Source organism: Methylobacterium sp. P3_A11, from assembly GCF_056403155.1.
Map to the genome: position 1 here is coordinate 16,179 of NZ_JBFUGA010000004.1, position 17,133 is coordinate 33,311.

Sequence of the window (17,133 nt, forward strand, 5' to 3'; positions counted from 1 at the left end):
CTTGCGTCCCGGCAGGTCTGCTCAGCGCGAACGGGGGTCGGATCAAACTGAATGTATCACTTCCACAACGAACGTTATAACGATGCTAAGCCGCTCGCGCAAGGGGAAATCTCTGACTTTGGTCAGGTAATCGCTTCGACTCCGGTCAAGGCAGCCAAGGCCAAGGCCAAGCGGCGCGGCGACCTACCCTACATCCTGTCGGCCATGCGCGTGCTGTGGCGGGCCGGCATATCGCTGGATGCTCACAACGAATGCCTGAAGCTCTACACCTTCGCAGTTGCGGAGCTGTCCGACCTCAACGGCGAACTCGGTAAGACCGACCACGAACGGATAAATGAGATCGCCGCCGTGTTCGGGCTCACCCCGGATGCCGTCGATTTCCTCTGGTACCTCGCAGCGACCGAGATCGAGGACAATAACCGCAAGAACGATGCTGCCTCTGAGAAGGCAAGAAAAGCCGGCAAGCTCAACGTCATCGCGCACACGCCGCTGTTCGATACGGCCGATGCAGCGCGGGCCTTCAACAAGACGAAGGAGCGCCGCAAGGCACTGTTTCCCAAGAAGCAAGGGCAGAAGCGCAGCCCATACACCGGCCTGCCCGACTATCATCCGGGCTGTGTCGTCGTGCGCGTCGTGCCGGACGGGCCGGGCACGGATCGGTTCACCACCACCGAGCGCAAGGCCATGGCCCGCGAACTGGGCGTGACCACCGAGACGGTGCGCACCTACGAGCGCGACAAGTCAGAGGCCGAATTCGACGCGTGGCGGGAGCGCCGCCGCAAGATCATGGCGAAGCGGGCAGAGAAGGCCAGGAAAGCAGCCGAGAAGGCCGCTAGGCTGCCTAGGCCTAAGCGTTGGCAGCGCGAGCGCAAGCCCGGCAAGACCGAGGCCGTGCATAGGTTCGCGGCGCGCTTGGACTACAGCATCAGCCACGCATGGCGCCTGTGTAAGGACCTGACCACGGAGCAGCTTGAGGCTCAACTCGCGGCCGGCGATCTCGCTTACATCGGCGGATATGATCCCCGACCCGGACGAAATGAGAGCGATAAGAGCGCCGAAAATCCTGCATTCCAGAGCGAGGGCAACACGGCCGAACTGCTGTCTGCGGGGGGCGTCAGCCCGCCGCATGAGAGTGAAGATGAGAGCGATAAGAGCGCCGAAAATCCTGCGTTTTGCTGTAGTTTCAAGCAGGATACCGACACCGATAGCCCTCTCACCGATAGCCGGTTTCAGACTGCATCCGCAGACCTACAAGCCAACCTCGACGCCATGGCCCGTCTACGCTCGATCCCTGACACGGAAGCAATGATCGCGGGGGCCGAGAAGGTGGCTCGCTGGCACGCCTACATCGACCAGAACCGCGCCTCGTACGTCTATGGCCACCAGCGCCTGACCTCACCGCATGAGCCCCGCGGGATCATGACGGACCTCGAGTCTAAGGTACGTGCTGATGAGGCATGGGCCGACTTCGGGCGTGCAGTGGGCTTCTAAAGGACGCTGCTCGGGGAAGTGATTATCAGCAGCAGCGGCCCTTCCCCGATCACGTCGCGCTCGACGGCCCTGTCCCTGGCACTGCGGCCGCTATCAACCTCATCCTCCCGAAAGCGATCCCAACGGCCAGGACAAGCACGACCCTGACGTGGTGCACAGGACCCTCCGCATCTGCGACCGCAGACGCTACGGCTCCCACCGGGTCCAGTGATCAGACGAACGGTCGGAGCCATCGCTTGTCGCCGCGTGGGGCGGCTCCTCACGAGATGAACGGGGAGCCTATACGGCGTCGAGACTGGACACGGACTGATGATGACGGGCGTGCGATCGTTGCCCTATTGACATTTTCCGACACCCGGCAGACGACAAGTGTATACGCTGCGGAAATTTCGTAGCCAATCGTGTCTGACTTGACTCAGGTCTTGCCGGCGTGCATAGTGCTAGCATTACATTGCCATGTCCTCGCGTTGAGGATGGCAGGTTCCCGGCGGGATGATTTCTAACCCTCGCCGCTATCGCGTCCAGTCTGACGACAGAYGCCCCTCTCTACCTAAGGAAAACCAATGTCTACCCGACCGCTCGCGTCACAACGCGTAGCGACGGTTCTCAGTGCGCGCGATGTGCTCGCTCTGGACGCCATCGCTATGCGCGAAGACATGTCCCGATCCACGTTCCTGCGCCGCATGATCCGCCAACGCCTCCGTGAGGAGAAGGCGAGCGCCGCTGCCGCCGAGGCCGTGGCGTGATCGTTCTGGACTTGCCCGAACCCGTTGCCGGCACCGTCGAGACCATGGCCGCCCGCGCGGGAATGACCGCCAGTTCCTGGCTTGCTGATCAGATCGTCCACGCATTCGGCACGGGCCGAGTCGTCACCGATCCTAACCAGCCCCACCGCCGCACGCATCGAGGCCGCCGGTCACGCGCCGCCATCGCACGCGCTGCCGCCCGCAAAGCCGCCACCATCGAGACCCCGACCAATGAGTGATCCCTACGCTTCCGCCCGCGCACACGTTGCACTGGYCGCTCAGAACCTGCCCGAGGAGGCTGCCGAACGCCTCCGGTGGCGACTCGAGGCCAACATGGTCCTGAACCCGCAGACCGGCACCGTGGGCTTCCTCGACGGCTCGACATCGACCGCAGAATGGCTCCGTCGCCTGGAAAAGGCCGAGCCCGACTTGCTGCGGAAGCCAGCCGCCGAGACCGCCGCAGCCGTGGAGCCCTCCAAGCCCGCCACCGCGCGGATGCCGGACCCGTGGCAGCACGCCACGAAGCACATCACGGCCAAGCCTGACACCGTTTCCGCCGCCATGGCAGCCGCGAAGGCCAATCCTGCCGCCCGTGCCGCTCTTATGAAATCTCTCGGACTGACGAAATGACCGCCTCATCCCCGCTCCACCGCGCGGCCCCTGTGCCCCTCACCTCCTCTGGCTGGACCACCCGCCGTGCCGAGGCAGAGCGTCGCCGCGACGCATGGCGAGAGAGCGATGCCGATCCGCGTCTCGTTGCCATCCGCCGCGTGCGTGCCGCCGGTGCCGCCCTGCACGAGGCTGAGGGCCGTGGCTCCATGGAATGGCACGCTTTGAACGATCCGGCTGCCTGCCCGATCACGGGCCGCCCGGCCGCCATGCACCCGCAGAAAGCCGCTGCGCTGCGTGAATTCATCGCGTCGCAGGGATGGGGGTCCGATCCGCTGGCGCCGATCACGCCCACCGCCACGAAGGCCGAGTTCCAGGCCAAGCACAGCGCCGCCTTGCGGGCTGATTACGAAGCCGCAGGGCGGGATCTAGAGGCGCTAGAGGCCGAGATGCACGAGACCCGGCCGGTGCCTGTGGCGCCCGCTGTGAAGGCTGCTGCGCCCGTGGCCGCCCTCACCACCATTCCCGAGGAGCCCGTGAAGCGCGGTCGCGGAAGGCCCCCGAAGGCCCTTGCTGCGGCCCTGGCCGCTGAAGGTCTCGACACGGACGATTGAGTTTCACGACGGGAGCGGGCTTCCCCTGTCGTGATGGCGGGGCCGGTCCATGGGATGCGCGCCGGCCCTGCCAACCTACTACGCCGCTGCCTTCAATGCCCGGTGGACGCTGCCGACGCCGATGCCGAGCTGTGCGGCGATCTTGGCCATGCTCACCCCCTGTGCGGACAGGGCCTTGATCTCGTCTGACTTCGCCCGCGCGGTGGGCTTGCGGCCCTTGTAGGCGCCTTCTGACTTCGCCTTGGCGATACCCTCGCGCTGGCGCTCTAACATCATCTCACGCTCGAACTGAGCCACGCCACCGAGAACGTTGAGCATCAGCTTGCCCGTGGGTGTGCTGGTATCGACGCCGAGGTTGACGATCCGCAGGGCCACGCCCTTGGCCTCAAGCGCTTCGATGATCTTGCCCAGGTGGACGACCGACCGCGCCAACCTGTCGAGCTTCGTCACAACCAGCGTGTCACCCTCGCGGCAGAATTCCAGCGCGGACTCGAGCGCCTTGCGGGTGCCGACCGAGCTGACCTGTTCCTGAAACAGCTTCTCGCATCCGAGGGCCTTCAGGTCCCGAACCTGAGCCTCAAGGCCGGCTTCCTGCTCAAGGGTGCTGGTGCGGGCGTAGCCGATGAGCATGGCGTGAAATCCGGGGCCGATTCATTCCACTAGCGTCTTAGACGTTGGAACACGGCTCGTTCCAAAACTCAATACCACTTATGTGGAAAGGCTTTCGAGCCACCCTGGAATGTTCCGATAGGCCAAGCCCTGTGGAACGCCCTCCCCCTCTCCGATCACCACCGACAATGCCTGAAACGAATCCTATTCCGTCACCAGATCAATGGGGACCGTGGGCCTGGGGCCTCGACGCGATCGAGCGCATTGGCCGCCTTCGCGCACTCCAGGCCCTGGCACGCGTTCTCGGTGGCCCTGTCGCTGCCGACTTATGCGAAGCCCTACGGCAGGCCGAGACCGACCCTGCGGCCAACGGCGCTGCCCTGGCCGAGCTAAAACGCCTGCCCTCGAAAAGATATCGCAGCGTGCTCGCCTCGTTCGGGGCGATGCATTGCCCATCGTGGAACAGATAGACTTCTTGAACTCATCCCGAAGCGCAATTCCACGATAGCCGGGCGCGGTCCCACGCCGCACCCGGCAACTCTTGTGTGTCTACGATAGCAAAGACGTCGTTTGACATCGTCCACAACATAGTCGTCTGTACAACAATGCAATCTATCACATCTTGAACTCCCACAAAGCCCAATCTCGAGTGACGTAAGCCTTTTTTTGTAGGGAAATACCCCCTAGATCGATAAGCCTGCCTCTGAATCGTGCATCCAGCAAGCCAAATTATGCATCTGGAAAGTAGAGGCCCTATCTCACTTGGTCCGCCCTGGTGCAGCAACTCTAAAAGCCGAATTCCAACCTGCTCCGGTATTAGCTGCTTGTACTTTGGCGTTGCCCAGCAGCGAAGGCATTGTCATTATAGCCAAGCTTTCGGAGATCGAGCCGTGCGTATCCGTAAACATGCATTACCCGGCTGGCGAACCTCGCAGCGGCCTTGCTTGGGAGCGTCCAGGAGAGGCGATAGGGGGGTGTTCTCCGCGAAGTGGAGGAGCAGCGTCTATAGGTTCAGGCCGGATAGGGGTACGCCGCGATTGGGCCTGAGAGCCCTACAGACTACCGGGAAAAGAAACTATGGCATCAAGAGCAGCAGGCGGGATGTTGCCCCGTAATTAGTGGCTACATGCAGAGGCCGTCCACCGCAGTACGTGGCAGTAGAAATTGCCGCTCATTCACATGCCGTACAGCTTGAAACAGTATAGCTTGGCGTCGATCAGCGGKCCGGCATTGCGTGCGGGCCGCCGTCGGAGTAGCCCCATGGGCTGGATCATCGTGGTCTGCGTCGCAGCGCTCGCCATCTACGCTCTCAGCAGAGAGCGCAAGACGGATCCATCCCCGCAGTCGGCCGCCACCGGCGCTGTGCCCCTGCCAACGTCGGTGACGCTATCCGTTCCTGTCGCGGTACCGGTGGTCGTAGAGGATCAGCAGGTCGAGCTCGAATTCCGGAACGTCTTTGCAATCATGCCCGAAGCGCGGAGAGAGCGGTTGCTCTCGTTCTATATCGGCCGGCACCGGTGCTCCCGGAACGAAGCCATGCGGATGGCCATCCTCGATAGGGAGAAGGACGCCAACCGGGCGTTCTGAAACCAACCACCACGCGTTTCCCACCTCATCCAGAGGTCGCGCCATGTCTGAACCACACGATCCCCGCCTATGCTATGACAAGAAGGCGGACGACCCGCTACGGGTCTACTACTGCGACCCCGGGTGCAGTCTGCTTGAGGTACCCAACGCCTCGGCTGTCGCTAGCAGGTTCCTGTCTCCGGACTGGGCAAAAAAGCTCGGCGCCCTGCATGCATTCTTTAAGACCAACCACATGATTGAGGACGCGGCGTCCGTCTACGATGTGCGCTACCGCGGTAAGCCCAATGCGTCAGAACTCTACGATATTTTATTCCTGCCGAATGTCCACCGGACGGCCATGAAACTCACTCTGGCTGTCAAGCAAAGTAGCATCTCTAAGCTGGACTGGTCGGTCTTCATGTCGAAGGCTTTCTCGCCGATCGAACCAAGCCTCTACCTGCAAAGGTTCCTCATCCTGAAAGAAGATCTTCCTGCGATCCGACTTTCGTATATCGATATCCTCAAGGACCGCCTGACCCCGCCGGTCTTCGACGCGTGGCTTGAGGAAACCCGGTTCAACTGACGAACACCCACCGCTACGGTGTAGCCTGGCGCGCGAGGCCGCGGCCGGCGGCTTGTCCGTCAAAATTCGCGGACCTGGACCATGAGCAGGGTACCGCGACGAACTGGGCGCGGCGCCGAATGGCGGCCAGCTTGGAGCCGGTGGTCCCCGTGGAGCCGTTCCGGACGGCGGCAGACGCCTTCAAGGCCGCCGCCCACTTCGATCTCATGATCATAGACGGTCCAGCCCGCGCGTCGGCGGGGACGCTAGTGCACAGACGCCGACGAACGCAGCACGAGCCCGTCCGCTAACTCGCTGCTGTCGCTGCGAAAACGGCGCTGCCTTGTGTACGCTTTGTCGGCGTCAGAGCACTAGAGATAGCGAAGGGCGCTGCGTTGATCGTGCAACCATCCAGCACGTCGGTGGATGATCTGGAACCGGCCGCGATCATATTCAACAGCTTGGTTCGTGCCGGCATACCTCGATCGAAGCTGGCCGTGGCCCTCGTGCGAGTCGGGGCTGAAGCGGAGGAAGCCTTCGCCCGGAGCTACATGGGGGAGGCCGGCTATGATGTGCTGGCCGGCGCGCTCCTGGAGCGGCCCGCATATCGGCAAGCTCAGAATGAGGGGCAGGCGGTTAGCGAAGTCTGCTTCAAGGGCTTGAGCGAACGCGCCGATGCCCTGGTGCAAGCGATTATCGACTGCGCCGGCCTGTAAGTAGAAACTCACACGATCTAACGAGCGCAAGCATGGCAACCTTTGCGAAGCGGCCTCCTGCCCCGAAACCGCCCCCGCCGGATGCGGCCGTAGATCTGACGGCGCTTGCGGAGACCATCATACCGTCTGCTCCTACCGCCGTTCCCGATCCGGCTCCCGCTCCTATCGAGGAACCGGCACGGCGCACCAAGGGACGGCCGCCGAGCCCGGAAGCACGGGTGGTATTCGGCACCCAGCCGAAGGCCGACACCATCGCGGATGTCGAAGCGATCGAGCGCGCGATGACCTTCTACCGGGCACACCTCATCGCCAAGACCCGCGCCGGGCTTCGTCTAGGCCCGGAGATCGATGATGAAGCCGCTGCTGAAGGCCTTTAAGGTGGACGATTGAGGAAGGCTCGATCGACAGCCGAGGAGGTGCAGGCCGGATCCAACGTCGATGCGCGTCGAACCCGACCGGGCCGTCAATTGGCCTTGATCACCGGGCCGTTGGGCGGCATCTCGGTCGGGATCACCGACAAGCGCTTCAGGTCGAAGCGCTTGTCCAGGAAGGCGTCGAGCTTCTCGTGGAGCAGTCGTTTCTGGTGCTCGCGGGCCGCGGCCTGGCCGTCGCCTACCACCGTCTCGGAGAGGGCGGCGTCCCTGAGGGTAGTAAGAGCCTTGCGCACTATCTCGGACGGGGGCTTCAACTTAATCAGGTCGATGACCGCGTCCTTGTAGAGCTTGTTCGGAAGGTTCTTACGTTCCTCCTGCTGCTTCCTGTTGGCCGCGTCGGCGGCGGAGTCCGGAATGCGACCGACCTCGTCTATCGCGTCGAGTAGCTTCTCCTCCGCGGGAGACAGCCTATTCAGGTGGTCGTCGGGCTTGAACGTCTCGACCAGCCGCTCGCGCTCGATCCAATCTAGCACGCCCATGCCGTACTTAAGCCGGGCATCGACCTCGGTTAACTTGGGCGATACGTTCAGGACCGGAGGGCTGACGCGAACCGGTGGCTGTGCACCGGCCGGTTGTGTCGCGGCCGGCTGCTGGGCCGGCAAGGTGACAGTCGGTCGCCCGATGGTGGTCTCCATCGTGCCCTGGTTGCCGGGTCCTGAGGCCATAGCAGGAGTGCTCGCGCCGTAGGCGAGGGTGCCAGCGCCGGTGGCCATTGTCGCCCCGCCCGTCCATGCGCCGCCATGGATGATCGGGATGGAAGCTTCCCCGACCTGGAGTGCGAACACGAAGTCCTGAAAAATGATGAGGTAACCTCCGCCTGCGACTAACGCAACGGCGAGGGCGAATTCCAGAGGATGCTGTTCAGCGTAGTGGCCAACGTCGTGCGCGGCGTTCTCAACGACGTGCCCAGTCTGAGAAACCGCAGTCTCCACGGCCTTGCCGATGTCGTGAGCTCCTTGCTCCACGCCGTTGCCAACGTCGCCAACAGCCTTCTCGACTGCATGGCCGCCGTCGTGTGCGCCCTTCTCAACGGCCTTGCCGGCATCGTCGACGCCCGTCTCGATGGAATGTCCGAAGTCGTGGGCTCCCTTTTCAATGGCTTTGCCGGCGTCGCCGAAGCCCTTTTCGACGGCTTGGCCAATACCACGGGCGGCGCCCTCAATAGCCTTGAAAGGATTATTCCCCCCAGACCGAATTTCTATACGCATCGGCAGGACCTGCGGAACCGAACCTGAGGGCTCCGGGGTAACCGGCGCCTCTACCGGCTTCTCAGAGATGGGTGGTTTGAGCTTCAAGATAGCTGCGGGATTAGAAAAAATCGGGGATCCAGAAAATAAGCTATCAGCCTGCGCGAGCAGCGGAGTTAGTGCTGACCCAAGCATAACGGCGCAACGAATAGTTCTCTTGGTAGTCATGGAGCACTCCTAAGACTGACCGATTCGCTCACTGCTGTTGTTTAGATTTTCTGCTTGACAGTCTTAACCGGACTTGAACGAACTTAGCAGCTTAGGGCATGTGTGGAGTGGCATAGAGGCTGTTACGGGCTGCTGCGAAGTCGGCGGCCCTGCGTGGAAGCACGACGCTGAAGGCGACGAGGTGCAGTCCGTCTGACCTTACCCCCTGGCCTGCCCTCATTCTGAAGCGAGGGTCCGTCGATCAGGAGACGGACGATGAAGAACAGCCGGTTCAGCGAAGAGCAGATCATCGGCATCCTGAAGGAGCAGCAGGCTGGGCTGCCGGTGGCTGAGATCTGTCGCCGCCACGGCATCAGCGACGCGACGTTCTACACGTGGCGCTCGCGCTTCGGCGGCATGGAGGTCTCGGACGCGCGGCGTCTGAAGGCGCTCGACGAGGAGAACCGCAAGCTCAAGAAGCTCCTGGCCGAGGCGATGCTCGATGTGGCGACGCTGCGTGAGGCGCTGGGAAAAAACTTCTGACGCCCGGCGCACGGAGCATAGCCGTGAGCTGGGCCATCGAGGAGAAGGGCTACTCGCAGCGTCGCGCCTGCGGGCTGATTGGCCTGGAGCCGAAGACGTACCGCTACGCCTCGACCCGTGGTGACGATGCGGCCGTGCGGGTACGCCTGCGCGGCCTGGCCGGCGAGCGCCGCCGCTTCGGCTACCGGCGCCTGCTCATCCTGCTGCGGCGGGAGGGCCTCACGCTGAATCACAAGACGCTGTTCCGCCTCTATCGGGAGGAGCGGCTGTCGGTGCGCAGGCGGGGTGGGCGCAAACGAGCCCTTGGCACGCGGGCACCGGCCGCCGTGCCGCAAAAGCCGAACCAGCGCTGGAGCCTCGACTTCGTCTCCGACACGCTCGACGACGGGCGCCGCTTCCGCATCCTCGTCGTAGTCGATGACTGCACGCGGGAGTGCCTGGCGCTGGTGGTCGACACGTCGCTGTCCGGCCAGCGCGTCGCGCGCGAACTCGACCGGATCATCGCGGGCCGGGGCAAGCCGCTGATGATCGTCTCCGACAACGGCACCGAGCTGATCTCGCACGCCATCCTGCGCTGGCAGGAGGAGCGTGCGGTCGAGTGGCACTCCATCGCCCCCGGCAAGCCGCAGCAGAACGGTTTTGTCGAAAGCCTCAAGGGGCGCTTGCGCGACGCGTGCCTGAACGAGCATCTGTTCCGGAGCCTGCCGGCGGCCCGGACCATCATCGAGGCGTGGCGGGTCGACGATAACACCTGCCGTCCGCACACGAGCCTCGGCGGGCTCACCCCGAACGCGTTTGCAACCCGGTCCAAGCAGGACCAGAACCAGAACGGACTCTGGTTATGAACGGGGGCAAACAGGGGGCAAGGTCAGCATGACTACCTACTCCACGTACTGGATGGGTCTGTAGGTGCGGCGCATTTCGGGGAGTCGCGAGGGCTTCACGAGGCCATCTTCCACGAATTAGTAGCCGGTAGCAGTCAAGTCCTTGGGACAGGGGCACAAACGGCAAACGACATGAGCCCGCGGACGCATCCGCGGGCCCTCAAGATCATATGCGTGTTAATCAGGCGGGAGGATTCACCCCCTTGGCGATCTCCGCGTCGAGGGTAGCCAGCGCCGTCGTCCGCTGCTGCTCCAGGTTCTGACGTTCAGCGAGCAGATTGTGCGTCTCGCCATCATCGTTCTTAATCTGAGCGGGATCGCCTCCGGCCTTCTTAATCATCTCGATGCCATCATCGAGCTGCTTGGCCGCGATATCGAAGGCAGCGACAACTTCTCCGCGGCGCACCGTGAAATCCTCAGCGACGGCCTTGGCGATCTCTTCTTTCTGCTTCCGCTGGAGTTCGGTGGCGCGCGTTTGAAGAGCCTCCCCCTCGTTGCGAACCTTCTTCATCTCCGCGTCGACGTCGCGGACAGTGATCTTGGGCAGATCGAATTTCCACGTCTGCAGCTTCATTGTAGTCTCGGGAAGATCGAGCTTAAATTCAGTATCAGCCCAAGTGATCTGCGGAAGGTCGAGCTTGGCCTCCCGACGAACCATGTTGATCACCGGCCGGTCACACTTGATGTCGCTCCACTTCATCTTGAAGGGGCCGTGCCACTCCGGATACTGACCGCACTTGACGGTCTTCATCGTGACTTCCGGGTTATCCCATACGATGCGCTTCAGTTTCATGGAAACCTGCGGAAGATGCAGGCGAATCTTCTGCGTCCGCATCACGAACTCGGGGATATGGAGCTTCAGCTCCACACGGTTCGTGCCGACCTCCACCTTGACCTTCGTCATCGCTTCGACCTCGGTGGGACGCTTATGCGAGTTCGCGAGGCCTTCTCCATCCTGCTCGATGCGCTTGTACTCCGTGGTGTAACGATCGTTGATCTGAGCGACCGTGGTCTCGAGATCCGATGCCTTCGCGGCATTCGCCATCGAAATAGCCGCCACGCTGCACAGGAAAGTGCAGCCGACGATCTGGCGGATGAGCCGGGTGCGGCGGGTGGGGTTGATATGGCGCATCGTAAATCTCCTGTCGATTTGTCCCGTTAGAGCTACGAGGCGCGATCGCCTCGCTCATTCTCGATCGGACTGACAGTTAAATACTTATGATGCGCAGTCGGTTCAACGTCCATAGAAAGATACACTTGCCAATATTTGCCGAGATGTCGTCGAAAGCTAACAAAATTTGAGAGGATATCCACATTTTCTTAAATTTTGCCAGAATTTTTGAGCAAAGAACATGAGGGAAGAAAGCCGCCAATATTCTACGTCATTTGTCCAAGCTTGACGGCTTTGCCAAAATTTGACGAATTTCGGCAGGATCCGCTTCCAGTGCACAGATCTGGCGAGAACCATGAGCACGCTTCAAGTTGTACAGGCGAGACAGCCAGATGAAGGCAAGCAGGTACCGAACAGTCCGCAGCCAGGAGAACCCTGCCTAAACCAAGCCTCTGGCGACTCGCTCCGTAACTTGTTGACCAATTTAAGCGACGTTCATAATTATAAATACTCGTTTTTGAGCAGAAACTTAAAGCTCAAGGCCGGATACATTTATGCTGTGACCAATAGACGGTCTAACGGTCATGAAAGCTTTAAGAAGTTGCTTATAAAATTCTGCGAGGAGAAGGGCATAGAATGGATAAGTTTTTTTTCGAACGATTATGGCGACCTTCATTCAGCATCAAGAGAAAATGGCATTTATATTAGACTTCCGCTTGATCTAGAAGATGTTCGAAATTCTATAAAACATCAAGCTGGTTGTTACCTAATGTACACTCTAGTAGAAAAAGAACAGATAAACGTCACATGGTATGATTTTATGAACCATGCCGAACCATCATCTCTGCCTAAGTTTTCTGCTTGGCGTCGAAACAAAGATGGTAGCATTAAAGAATTTTCTGGAGAATACTGTATTACGCAAAACTCTCTCTCGTTAATTGGAATAGGAGATCGAACTTTCCGGATTTCGACGCTGGTACTTGACTATAGCGCGCCAAATCACAAAGATCGCTATGGGTATACGTCGGGATATTCGGAGGTTGACGAATTAATAGCAGTACCGTGCTACATGGAAAAATTGCCCTTCAATGCAGATAAACAAGATTATATGGGTGTGATCGGCGAGCGTAATTTGTCTGAGGGACGAACCCTATTTCCAAATGTAGAGGAAATGCTTCAGAAACTCCGCAATATCCCGTTTAATATAAAGAGATTGGCAAGCATATAAACTAGCCGAACAACCCTTGTTCGGTCTGATCATGGATAGCGATCGGGCAGGTATATGCTCATTAAAAGGCGAAAGCGCCGTTGCCTGTGACGCAGCTTGCTCACGATCTCCTCGGGCTTGGATCGGTGGGCCATCGGTTCCGTCCTCTGGCGGCTCAAAAGCCATACCTCAGGGCGGACCACTCCCAAGGGGGCCGATCAGGAATAGGACCCGAGCCTGAGGCCCGGATCCTGGCTTTAGTTGCGCGGTGCCTGGGGCGGCGATACCCAAACCAGCATGTCGCAGGCCATGCGATCGGCCGCGTTTAGAAAACAGCTCGCTCAATCCGGGATAAAGTCTGACACTTTGCTCCCATCACCACTACTTGAAGGGTGTACGCCTCCGGTGGCCGACTGAACTGGCGCAGCCGCTTCTCGATCAGCGGCGCGTAGGTGAGCACCCAGCGGTTCAGGGTGCTGTGATCGACCTCCAGACCGCGTTTCAGGAACAGCTCCTCGATGTCGCGGTAGCTGAGCGGGTAGCGCAGGTACCAGGAGACCGCTTGGACGATCAGCGCCGCATCGAAATGCCGACCCTTGAAATCAGCCTTCGCGCGCTGCTTGAGCTTGGCGGTGATGGCGGACAGGATCATGGGCAGCCTCCGAAACGGGAGGCGCCTTGCGGGTCATATGGTCAACGCAGGGTAAACACCGGCGCGATCGCGTTTGCGACAGGCCCGCCTACGCCGCTGGCGTGGGTTCCGACCTGCTTGCTCCCGGCACTGGGCCGGTGGTCCGGCAGCAAATCCTGAACCACGGCTTCCCGAACGGCGGAGCGCGCTGAGCCTCGGCTCGATGTTGATGGCCCCCCCGGTCCCGCAGCGGGCCGGGGGCTTCTCAACCACATGGAGATCTGCCCTTGCAGGTTACTCCTTGAGAGAGGATCACACTGATGTTTGCTCGAAACATAGTCGCAGCCGGTATCGTCGGCGTGACCCTGTCGGCTGTGCCGTTGACTGCGGAAGCGGGTTTTAAGCTCTTCGGCGGGTCCGGAAGCGGTGCGGTGTTCCGGGGCTCCGTGGGCAAGTTCCTCGGGCCGTTTCAGGAGAAGGTGCTCACACCCGTCGTGCAGGCGGCTGTAGTCGTCGCCGCCACTGGTGGCGCTGTTGCCCTCGCTGGGCCGCTTGCCGCTCCGGTCGGTATAACCCTCGGCAACAGTATTAACGATCTGGCGGCGGGCGCCAGCGGCACCGAACCGGCGCCCACCCCGGTGCAGCAAGCTGCCGTGGGCGGTACATGTTCAACCGAGGTGGCGGGGGATTTCCCGCTCGCTAGTCCCGCGCCCCTCGGAACCCCATGTGGGATAAAATTGCCGAACGGAAAAGAACTTAGCGGTCAAGTTAAGCTATAACTATCTAATCGGCGTCCGCTCTTAACAGGGAGGACAACTATTTTTGTATTGTTCATTTTTTATTGACGCATATCAATTCAGTATTTCAATTATAAACTATCCTAAATCGAACATAAACTGTACCGCTATCGCGTTTTCTTTTGTCCAATAGACACACCCGTTAGAATTAGTAGAGATATTGATAGTCTTATATGTCATCCTGATTGTAACCTATCACCTCACCAACCGTCATAATCCACAAAATATTGTCGTACTCGTCAGCTATCCAATGCACCTCCAAGGGATCAGAGGACAAAGATAGTAGAATCTCCGTCTTACCGATTAAATCGTTAAGTTCGGCAGCTTCCTCAACTCTGCAATAGGTTTCTTTTTCTCTGACACGACCGCTAACATCCACCTTCTTGAGACCCTTGATTACACTAATACCCCCCGAGGATCTCAAAGAATTATATATTTTGTACTTCGCCATACCTCGCTCCCGTGGTGATTTTTGATGTATCAAATAAAATGGATAAATGACGTGCGGATCGATTTCCTCGTTTCCTGAGGCGAAGCGAGTATGAAACCACCCAACCGATGCAGCCAGGATATTCTGCATCGACTAAAACTTGGTGGCCACTAAAATCGCACAGCACACGCGTTGAAAGTCGGCCGTGCCCTCAAGCCCTCTGTCCGTCGAGGCCGAGTAGCACCGCGCAGCCGAAGCCAACCACCAACACGATTGTCTCCACCTCGCACCAATCGCGCAGCCCTTCGCACTTTCCGTTAGGACGTAGACGCTGCCGGTTATGACGCCCCAGCCTCCTAAAGAGGCGCTCCATGTTCGTGCAGCACCATCGACGCCGGGCGGCGGCCCGAATGTCGGTTTCGGACCGGCAGTCGGGACACTCAACGAGCGTCATGGCCGAGCCGCCTGCTCCACGCGCATCACCTGCGCGGAACTCCATCCGCCTCCGCGAGCAGCCGGAACACCTCGGGCATCGACGAGATCAAGGCGCGGATCGCCGCCCACAGAGCGGAAAGTGACCTGCTGCCGCCTAAACCGTAGCCCCCCGCGTCCTTCACCGGACGGAAACTGAAGGGTGATCTCAGCAGGAGAAGTAAAATGCGAGCTATAGCGGTATTTGCTTTTGTCAGTGCGGCCCTTGCCACTTTGCCGGCTGCGTCCGGTGAAGCCGAGCGGTCTGCTGTTATGAGCTGTGCTAACGGTTCCCCGGATCTGCCCCGTTCGCAGGATGCGTAGGGACAATCCTGACCACCAATGAGGCTGAGAAGTGCTTTCGGAGCAATTTCAAAGACTGTTATGGACCGAATAATACGCTTCTCCAAATTATCGAATGCAACATTGTCGGTCCTATCGATGACATCAAGAAAGGCGAACTTAGTGGTAGTTCTGAAACAGTCTGGCGGAAAATCGGTCTTCGTCGTGTCCGTCTTTGGTAACGGAGTGCCCTAGATTGGATTGACTGGCCGACCAGAGCTTCTTACATACTGAGCGGCTATGGTCGCGCCGACCGCAAGCTTAATCTGAGGGAGGGGCGCAGATGCTAGATCTCGAATTGATGAAGAGATTTCCTGAAGAAGACGGCGTCCTTAATTATTGCTACGGCGCTTTCAAGTTGGACCGTGGAGATATAGTCGAGGCGTTAGAAGACCTTAAATCAGTCAAGAATGCGGGACTTTCTAAAAGAAATACTCTAGGAGCCGCCGCCTGCGTCCTCTACTTGGCGCATGATGATTCGCCACGGAGCGCACCACTTACCCAGCAAGCTTATTCAATGTTTATTGATTTGGCGGATAAAGAAATCGCGACGACATCTCAGTGCTGGAATTTGGTCGAAGAATTGTCTCGCCACTATCTCGATATTGCAGAATTATTTCAAAATGTTGTCCGGTTTTCAGCTTTAAATATCGGACGTGCTCCGGCTAGTGCGTATGCTAATTTTGATGCGATGCTTAGATCAGGCAATGTTTCGTCTATGATATTGGAGATTATTGGTAGGCTTTATTTAAGAAGATCGTCTCGGGATCTTGATTATATAGAATTTATTTCTAAGTCCTATTATTTTATGAAAGAAAATAGAAATCTTTATGGTGAAGACTGGTATTTTAGGAATTTTTATTAATTATACCTGTATGAATATTGTGCCGCTTGATTTTACGAGCTTCAATTGCAATGTCTCGTGTCAAGCCAGCCGCACAAGCCGCCGAAGGTCTCAACGATGACTCCGAAGGGCGTGCGGTCATGTGAGATGCAGACGCTGATGTCGCTCATGCCGACTGCGATCTCGGGGCCGTTCGGCCTACAAAAAGGGGGCATTTCGCACTCCTTGAAGTGGGTCGCCGGCGGCCCGTGCCAGAGCCATCAAACCCGGCCCGGCGGGGACGTGTCGCAAAAGTTTTGGTCGTAGATGATTATCCCGCAACGCGGCCGCACTCCGGTCCCATCGGTCGATCTCAGGCCCGTCAAGCCGCTCTATTTACCCCGTCCGAGGGGATGAGCAGGTCCTGTGTCGCGCCATTCACAGATGATTTTTTCGGGCGTTGTCCGGCAGTGACACTTTGGCCCTGCCGCTGGAACCACGGGCGTGGTCATCATGGCGCTGAAGGAGACTTCACAACGCATCGTCACGCGGTGGAACGGCCAGCCCGGCGGAAGGGCTTCATGGCCAACAAGGTGCAGCACCGGTTGCAGGAGACCACGAACTATCTCCCGCAGGATCTACCCGCGGCGATCTAATGGCCCGACAACGGGGGCGGTCTACGGGCCGCCCTCGCCTACTGGGCTCAGAGTGGTTTGCTGCAATGCGGACAGCATGCCTGGATGACCTCGGTCAGGTGCTCCTCGGCGTGTCTTACTCGCGTTAGCGGCTTCAGGTGGTCGGGATTGATGCAGGCCCGTCTCTCACATCGATGATGTAACTCGACTCCACGGGGGACCGGCCCCTTGATTAGGTGGTACAACCACTTGTGGGTGACCACGGTCTTACCGCCGACCTTGTTACGGCCGTATCCATCCTTCGGGGCTCCAGTCCAGATCCAGCACGAACCGGACAGGCCCTTTCCCTGCGGCGGGAGCTGGCCGACCACGAGACCCGGTTGCCTGCCTTTGATCAAAACGAGGGCGCGTCGGTCAGCCTCAGTCATACGAGCGCGCGCTTGGTCGATGTCAGAAGGGGGCATTGCGTTTGTACGCCTCCGAAGCTCGGCGACTTAAGATTCTACAGCTCAGCTTCA

General features: G+C 59.4%; 17 protein-coding genes and 1 pseudogene. 12 read left to right on the forward strand and 6 right to left on the reverse strand.

Annotated features, from left to right (window positions below):
* Nucleotides 1-51 precede the first annotated feature (51 nt).
* The 4 genes from AC1DXK_RS02140 to AC1DXK_RS02155 all read left to right on the forward strand — a co-directional run bounded on the left by AC1DXK_RS02140 (nt 52) and on the right by AC1DXK_RS02155 (nt 3,460).
* A complete protein-coding gene (locus AC1DXK_RS02140; protein WP_477296663.1) occupies nt 52-1,491 on the forward strand; it encodes a hypothetical protein in 1,440 nt (479 codons plus the stop codon).
* A gap of 742 nt (nt 1,492-2,233) precedes the next feature.
* Nucleotides 2,234-2,476: a hypothetical protein gene (locus tag AC1DXK_RS02145; protein ID WP_477296665.1), complete on the forward strand. Its 243-nt coding sequence runs from the start codon at nt 2,234-2,236 to the stop codon at nt 2,474-2,476.
* 94 nt (nt 2,477-2,570) lie between these two features.
* Entirely contained in the window at nt 2,571-2,867 is a 297-nt protein-coding gene (locus tag AC1DXK_RS02150; RefSeq protein ID WP_477296667.1) for a hypothetical protein, read from the forward strand.
* Nucleotides 2,864-3,460, forward strand: a complete 597-nt coding sequence (locus tag AC1DXK_RS02155; protein WP_477296669.1) for a hypothetical protein — start codon at nt 2,864-2,866, stop codon at nt 3,458-3,460. Before AC1DXK_RS02150 ends, AC1DXK_RS02155 begins: the two co-directional genes overlap by 4 nt.
* 78 nt (nt 3,461-3,538) lie before the next feature.
* Here AC1DXK_RS02155 and AC1DXK_RS02160 read toward each other — a convergent pair whose 3' ends face one another.
* Nucleotides 3,539-4,090 (reverse strand): recombinase family protein, encoded by a 552-nt coding sequence (locus AC1DXK_RS02160; RefSeq protein ID WP_477296670.1) that lies wholly within the window; start codon nt 4,088-4,090, stop codon nt 3,539-3,541.
* A 1,239-nt stretch (nt 4,091-5,329) separates the two neighbouring features.
* Here AC1DXK_RS02160 and AC1DXK_RS02165 point away from each other — a divergent pair.
* The 4 genes from AC1DXK_RS02165 to AC1DXK_RS02180 all read left to right on the forward strand — a co-directional run bounded on the left by AC1DXK_RS02165 (nt 5,330) and on the right by AC1DXK_RS02180 (nt 7,290).
* Nucleotides 5,330-5,656 (forward strand): hypothetical protein, encoded by a 327-nt coding sequence (locus AC1DXK_RS02165; RefSeq protein WP_477296672.1) that lies wholly within the window; start codon nt 5,330-5,332, stop codon nt 5,654-5,656.
* A gap of 43 nt (nt 5,657-5,699) precedes the next feature.
* Nucleotides 5,700-6,218 carry a hypothetical protein gene (locus tag AC1DXK_RS02170; protein WP_477296674.1) on the forward strand — a complete coding sequence of 173 codons (519 nt, stop codon included), beginning with the start codon at nt 5,700-5,702 and terminating at the stop codon, nt 6,216-6,218.
* A gap of 374 nt (nt 6,219-6,592) precedes the next feature.
* Nucleotides 6,593-6,913 carry a plasmid partition protein gene (locus AC1DXK_RS02175; RefSeq protein WP_477296676.1) on the forward strand — a complete coding sequence of 107 codons (321 nt, stop codon included), beginning with the start codon at nt 6,593-6,595 and terminating at the stop codon, nt 6,911-6,913.
* A gap of 218 nt (nt 6,914-7,131) precedes the next feature.
* Complete coding sequence (locus AC1DXK_RS02180) at nt 7,132-7,290, forward strand: hypothetical protein (protein WP_477296678.1); 159 nt, start codon at nt 7,132-7,134, stop codon at nt 7,288-7,290.
* Between the two features lie 86 nt (nt 7,291-7,376).
* Here AC1DXK_RS02180 and AC1DXK_RS02185 read toward each other — a convergent pair whose 3' ends face one another.
* Complete coding sequence (locus AC1DXK_RS02185) at nt 7,377-8,762, reverse strand: hypothetical protein (protein ID WP_477296680.1); 1,386 nt, start codon at nt 8,760-8,762, stop codon at nt 7,377-7,379.
* 255 nt (nt 8,763-9,017) lie between these two features.
* Between AC1DXK_RS02185 and AC1DXK_RS02190 the strand changes: the two genes are divergently transcribed.
* Nucleotides 9,018-10,129, forward strand: a protein-coding gene (locus AC1DXK_RS02190) for an IS3 family transposase (protein WP_477296682.1) whose coding sequence is annotated in 2 segments (ribosomal slippage) — nt 9,018-9,267 and nt 9,267-10,129 — 1,113 coding nt in all. Because the reading frame shifts where the segments join, the coding sequence is not laid out codon by codon here.
* Between the two features lie 220 nt (nt 10,130-10,349).
* Here the strand turns inward: AC1DXK_RS02190 and AC1DXK_RS02195 are convergent.
* Complete coding sequence (locus AC1DXK_RS02195; RefSeq protein ID WP_477296684.1) at nt 10,350-11,300, reverse strand: hypothetical protein; 951 nt, start codon at nt 11,298-11,300, stop codon at nt 10,350-10,352.
* A gap of 334 nt (nt 11,301-11,634) precedes the next feature.
* Between AC1DXK_RS02195 and AC1DXK_RS02200 the strand changes: the two genes are divergently transcribed.
* Nucleotides 11,635-12,507 (forward strand): hypothetical protein, encoded by an 873-nt coding sequence (locus AC1DXK_RS02200; RefSeq protein WP_477296686.1) that lies wholly within the window; start codon nt 11,635-11,637, stop codon nt 12,505-12,507.
* A gap of 385 nt (nt 12,508-12,892) precedes the next feature.
* Here AC1DXK_RS02200 and AC1DXK_RS02205 read toward each other — a convergent pair.
* Nucleotides 12,893-13,138, reverse strand: a pseudogene (locus tag AC1DXK_RS02205) (IS6 family transposase); the annotation flags it as partial.
* Between the two features lie 299 nt (nt 13,139-13,437).
* Between AC1DXK_RS02205 and AC1DXK_RS02210 the strand changes: the two are divergent.
* Nucleotides 13,438-13,896: a hypothetical protein gene (locus tag AC1DXK_RS02210; protein WP_477296688.1), complete on the forward strand. Its 459-nt coding sequence runs from the start codon at nt 13,438-13,440 to the stop codon at nt 13,894-13,896.
* A 187-nt stretch (nt 13,897-14,083) separates the two neighbouring features.
* Here AC1DXK_RS02210 and AC1DXK_RS02215 read toward each other — a convergent pair whose 3' ends face one another.
* Entirely contained in the window at nt 14,084-14,494 is a 411-nt protein-coding gene (locus AC1DXK_RS02215; protein WP_477296690.1) for a hypothetical protein, read from the reverse strand.
* 946 nt (nt 14,495-15,440) lie between these two features.
* On the opposite strand from AC1DXK_RS02215, the gene AC1DXK_RS02220 reads away from it, so the two are divergent.
* A complete protein-coding gene (locus tag AC1DXK_RS02220; RefSeq protein ID WP_477296692.1) occupies nt 15,441-16,022 on the forward strand; it encodes a hypothetical protein in 582 nt (193 codons plus the stop codon).
* 661 nt (nt 16,023-16,683) lie between these two features.
* Here the strand turns inward: AC1DXK_RS02220 and AC1DXK_RS02225 are convergent.
* The gene (locus tag AC1DXK_RS02225) at nt 16,684-17,079 is read right to left on the reverse strand and encodes an HNH endonuclease (RefSeq protein ID WP_477296694.1); all 396 of its coding nucleotides are present in this window, start codon (nt 17,077-17,079) and stop codon (nt 16,684-16,686) included.
* Nucleotides 17,080-17,133 lie beyond the last annotated feature (54 nt).

Coding starts and splice junctions, on each gene's coding strand:
- AC1DXK_RS02140 (WP_477296663.1), top strand. CDS start 52: ATGTATCACTTCCACAACGAACGTTATAACGATGCTAAGCCGCTCGCG.
- AC1DXK_RS02170 (WP_477296674.1), top strand. CDS start 5,700: ATGTCTGAACCACACGATCCCCGCCTATGCTATGACAAGAAGGCGGAC.
- AC1DXK_RS02200 (WP_477296686.1), top strand. CDS start 11,635: ATGAGCACGCTTCAAGTTGTACAGGCGAGACAGCCAGATGAAGGCAAG.
- AC1DXK_RS02220 (WP_477296692.1), top strand. CDS start 15,441: ATGCTAGATCTCGAATTGATGAAGAGATTTCCTGAAGAAGACGGCGTC.
- AC1DXK_RS02155 (WP_477296669.1), top strand. CDS start 2,864: ATGACCGCCTCATCCCCGCTCCACCGCGCGGCCCCTGTGCCCCTCACC.
- AC1DXK_RS02185 (WP_477296680.1), bottom strand. CDS start 8,762: ATGACTACCAAGAGAACTATTCGTTGCGCCGTTATGCTTGGGTCAGCA.
- AC1DXK_RS02165 (WP_477296672.1), top strand. CDS start 5,330: ATGGGCTGGATCATCGTGGTCTGCGTCGCAGCGCTCGCCATCTACGCT.
- AC1DXK_RS02225 (WP_477296694.1), bottom strand. CDS start 17,079: ATGCCCCCTTCTGACATCGACCAAGCGCGCGCTCGTATGACTGAGGCT.
- AC1DXK_RS02160 (WP_477296670.1), bottom strand. CDS start 4,090: ATGCTCATCGGCTACGCCCGCACCAGCACCCTTGAGCAGGAAGCCGGC.
- AC1DXK_RS02195 (WP_477296684.1), bottom strand. CDS start 11,300: ATGCGCCATATCAACCCCACCCGCCGCACCCGGCTCATCCGCCAGATC.
- AC1DXK_RS02215 (WP_477296690.1), bottom strand. CDS start 14,494: ATGCAGAATATCCTGGCTGCATCGGTTGGGTGGTTTCATACTCGCTTC.
- AC1DXK_RS02150 (WP_477296667.1), top strand. CDS start 2,571: ATGGTCCTGAACCCGCAGACCGGCACCGTGGGCTTCCTCGACGGCTCG.
- AC1DXK_RS02210 (WP_477296688.1), top strand. CDS start 13,438: ATGTTTGCTCGAAACATAGTCGCAGCCGGTATCGTCGGCGTGACCCTG.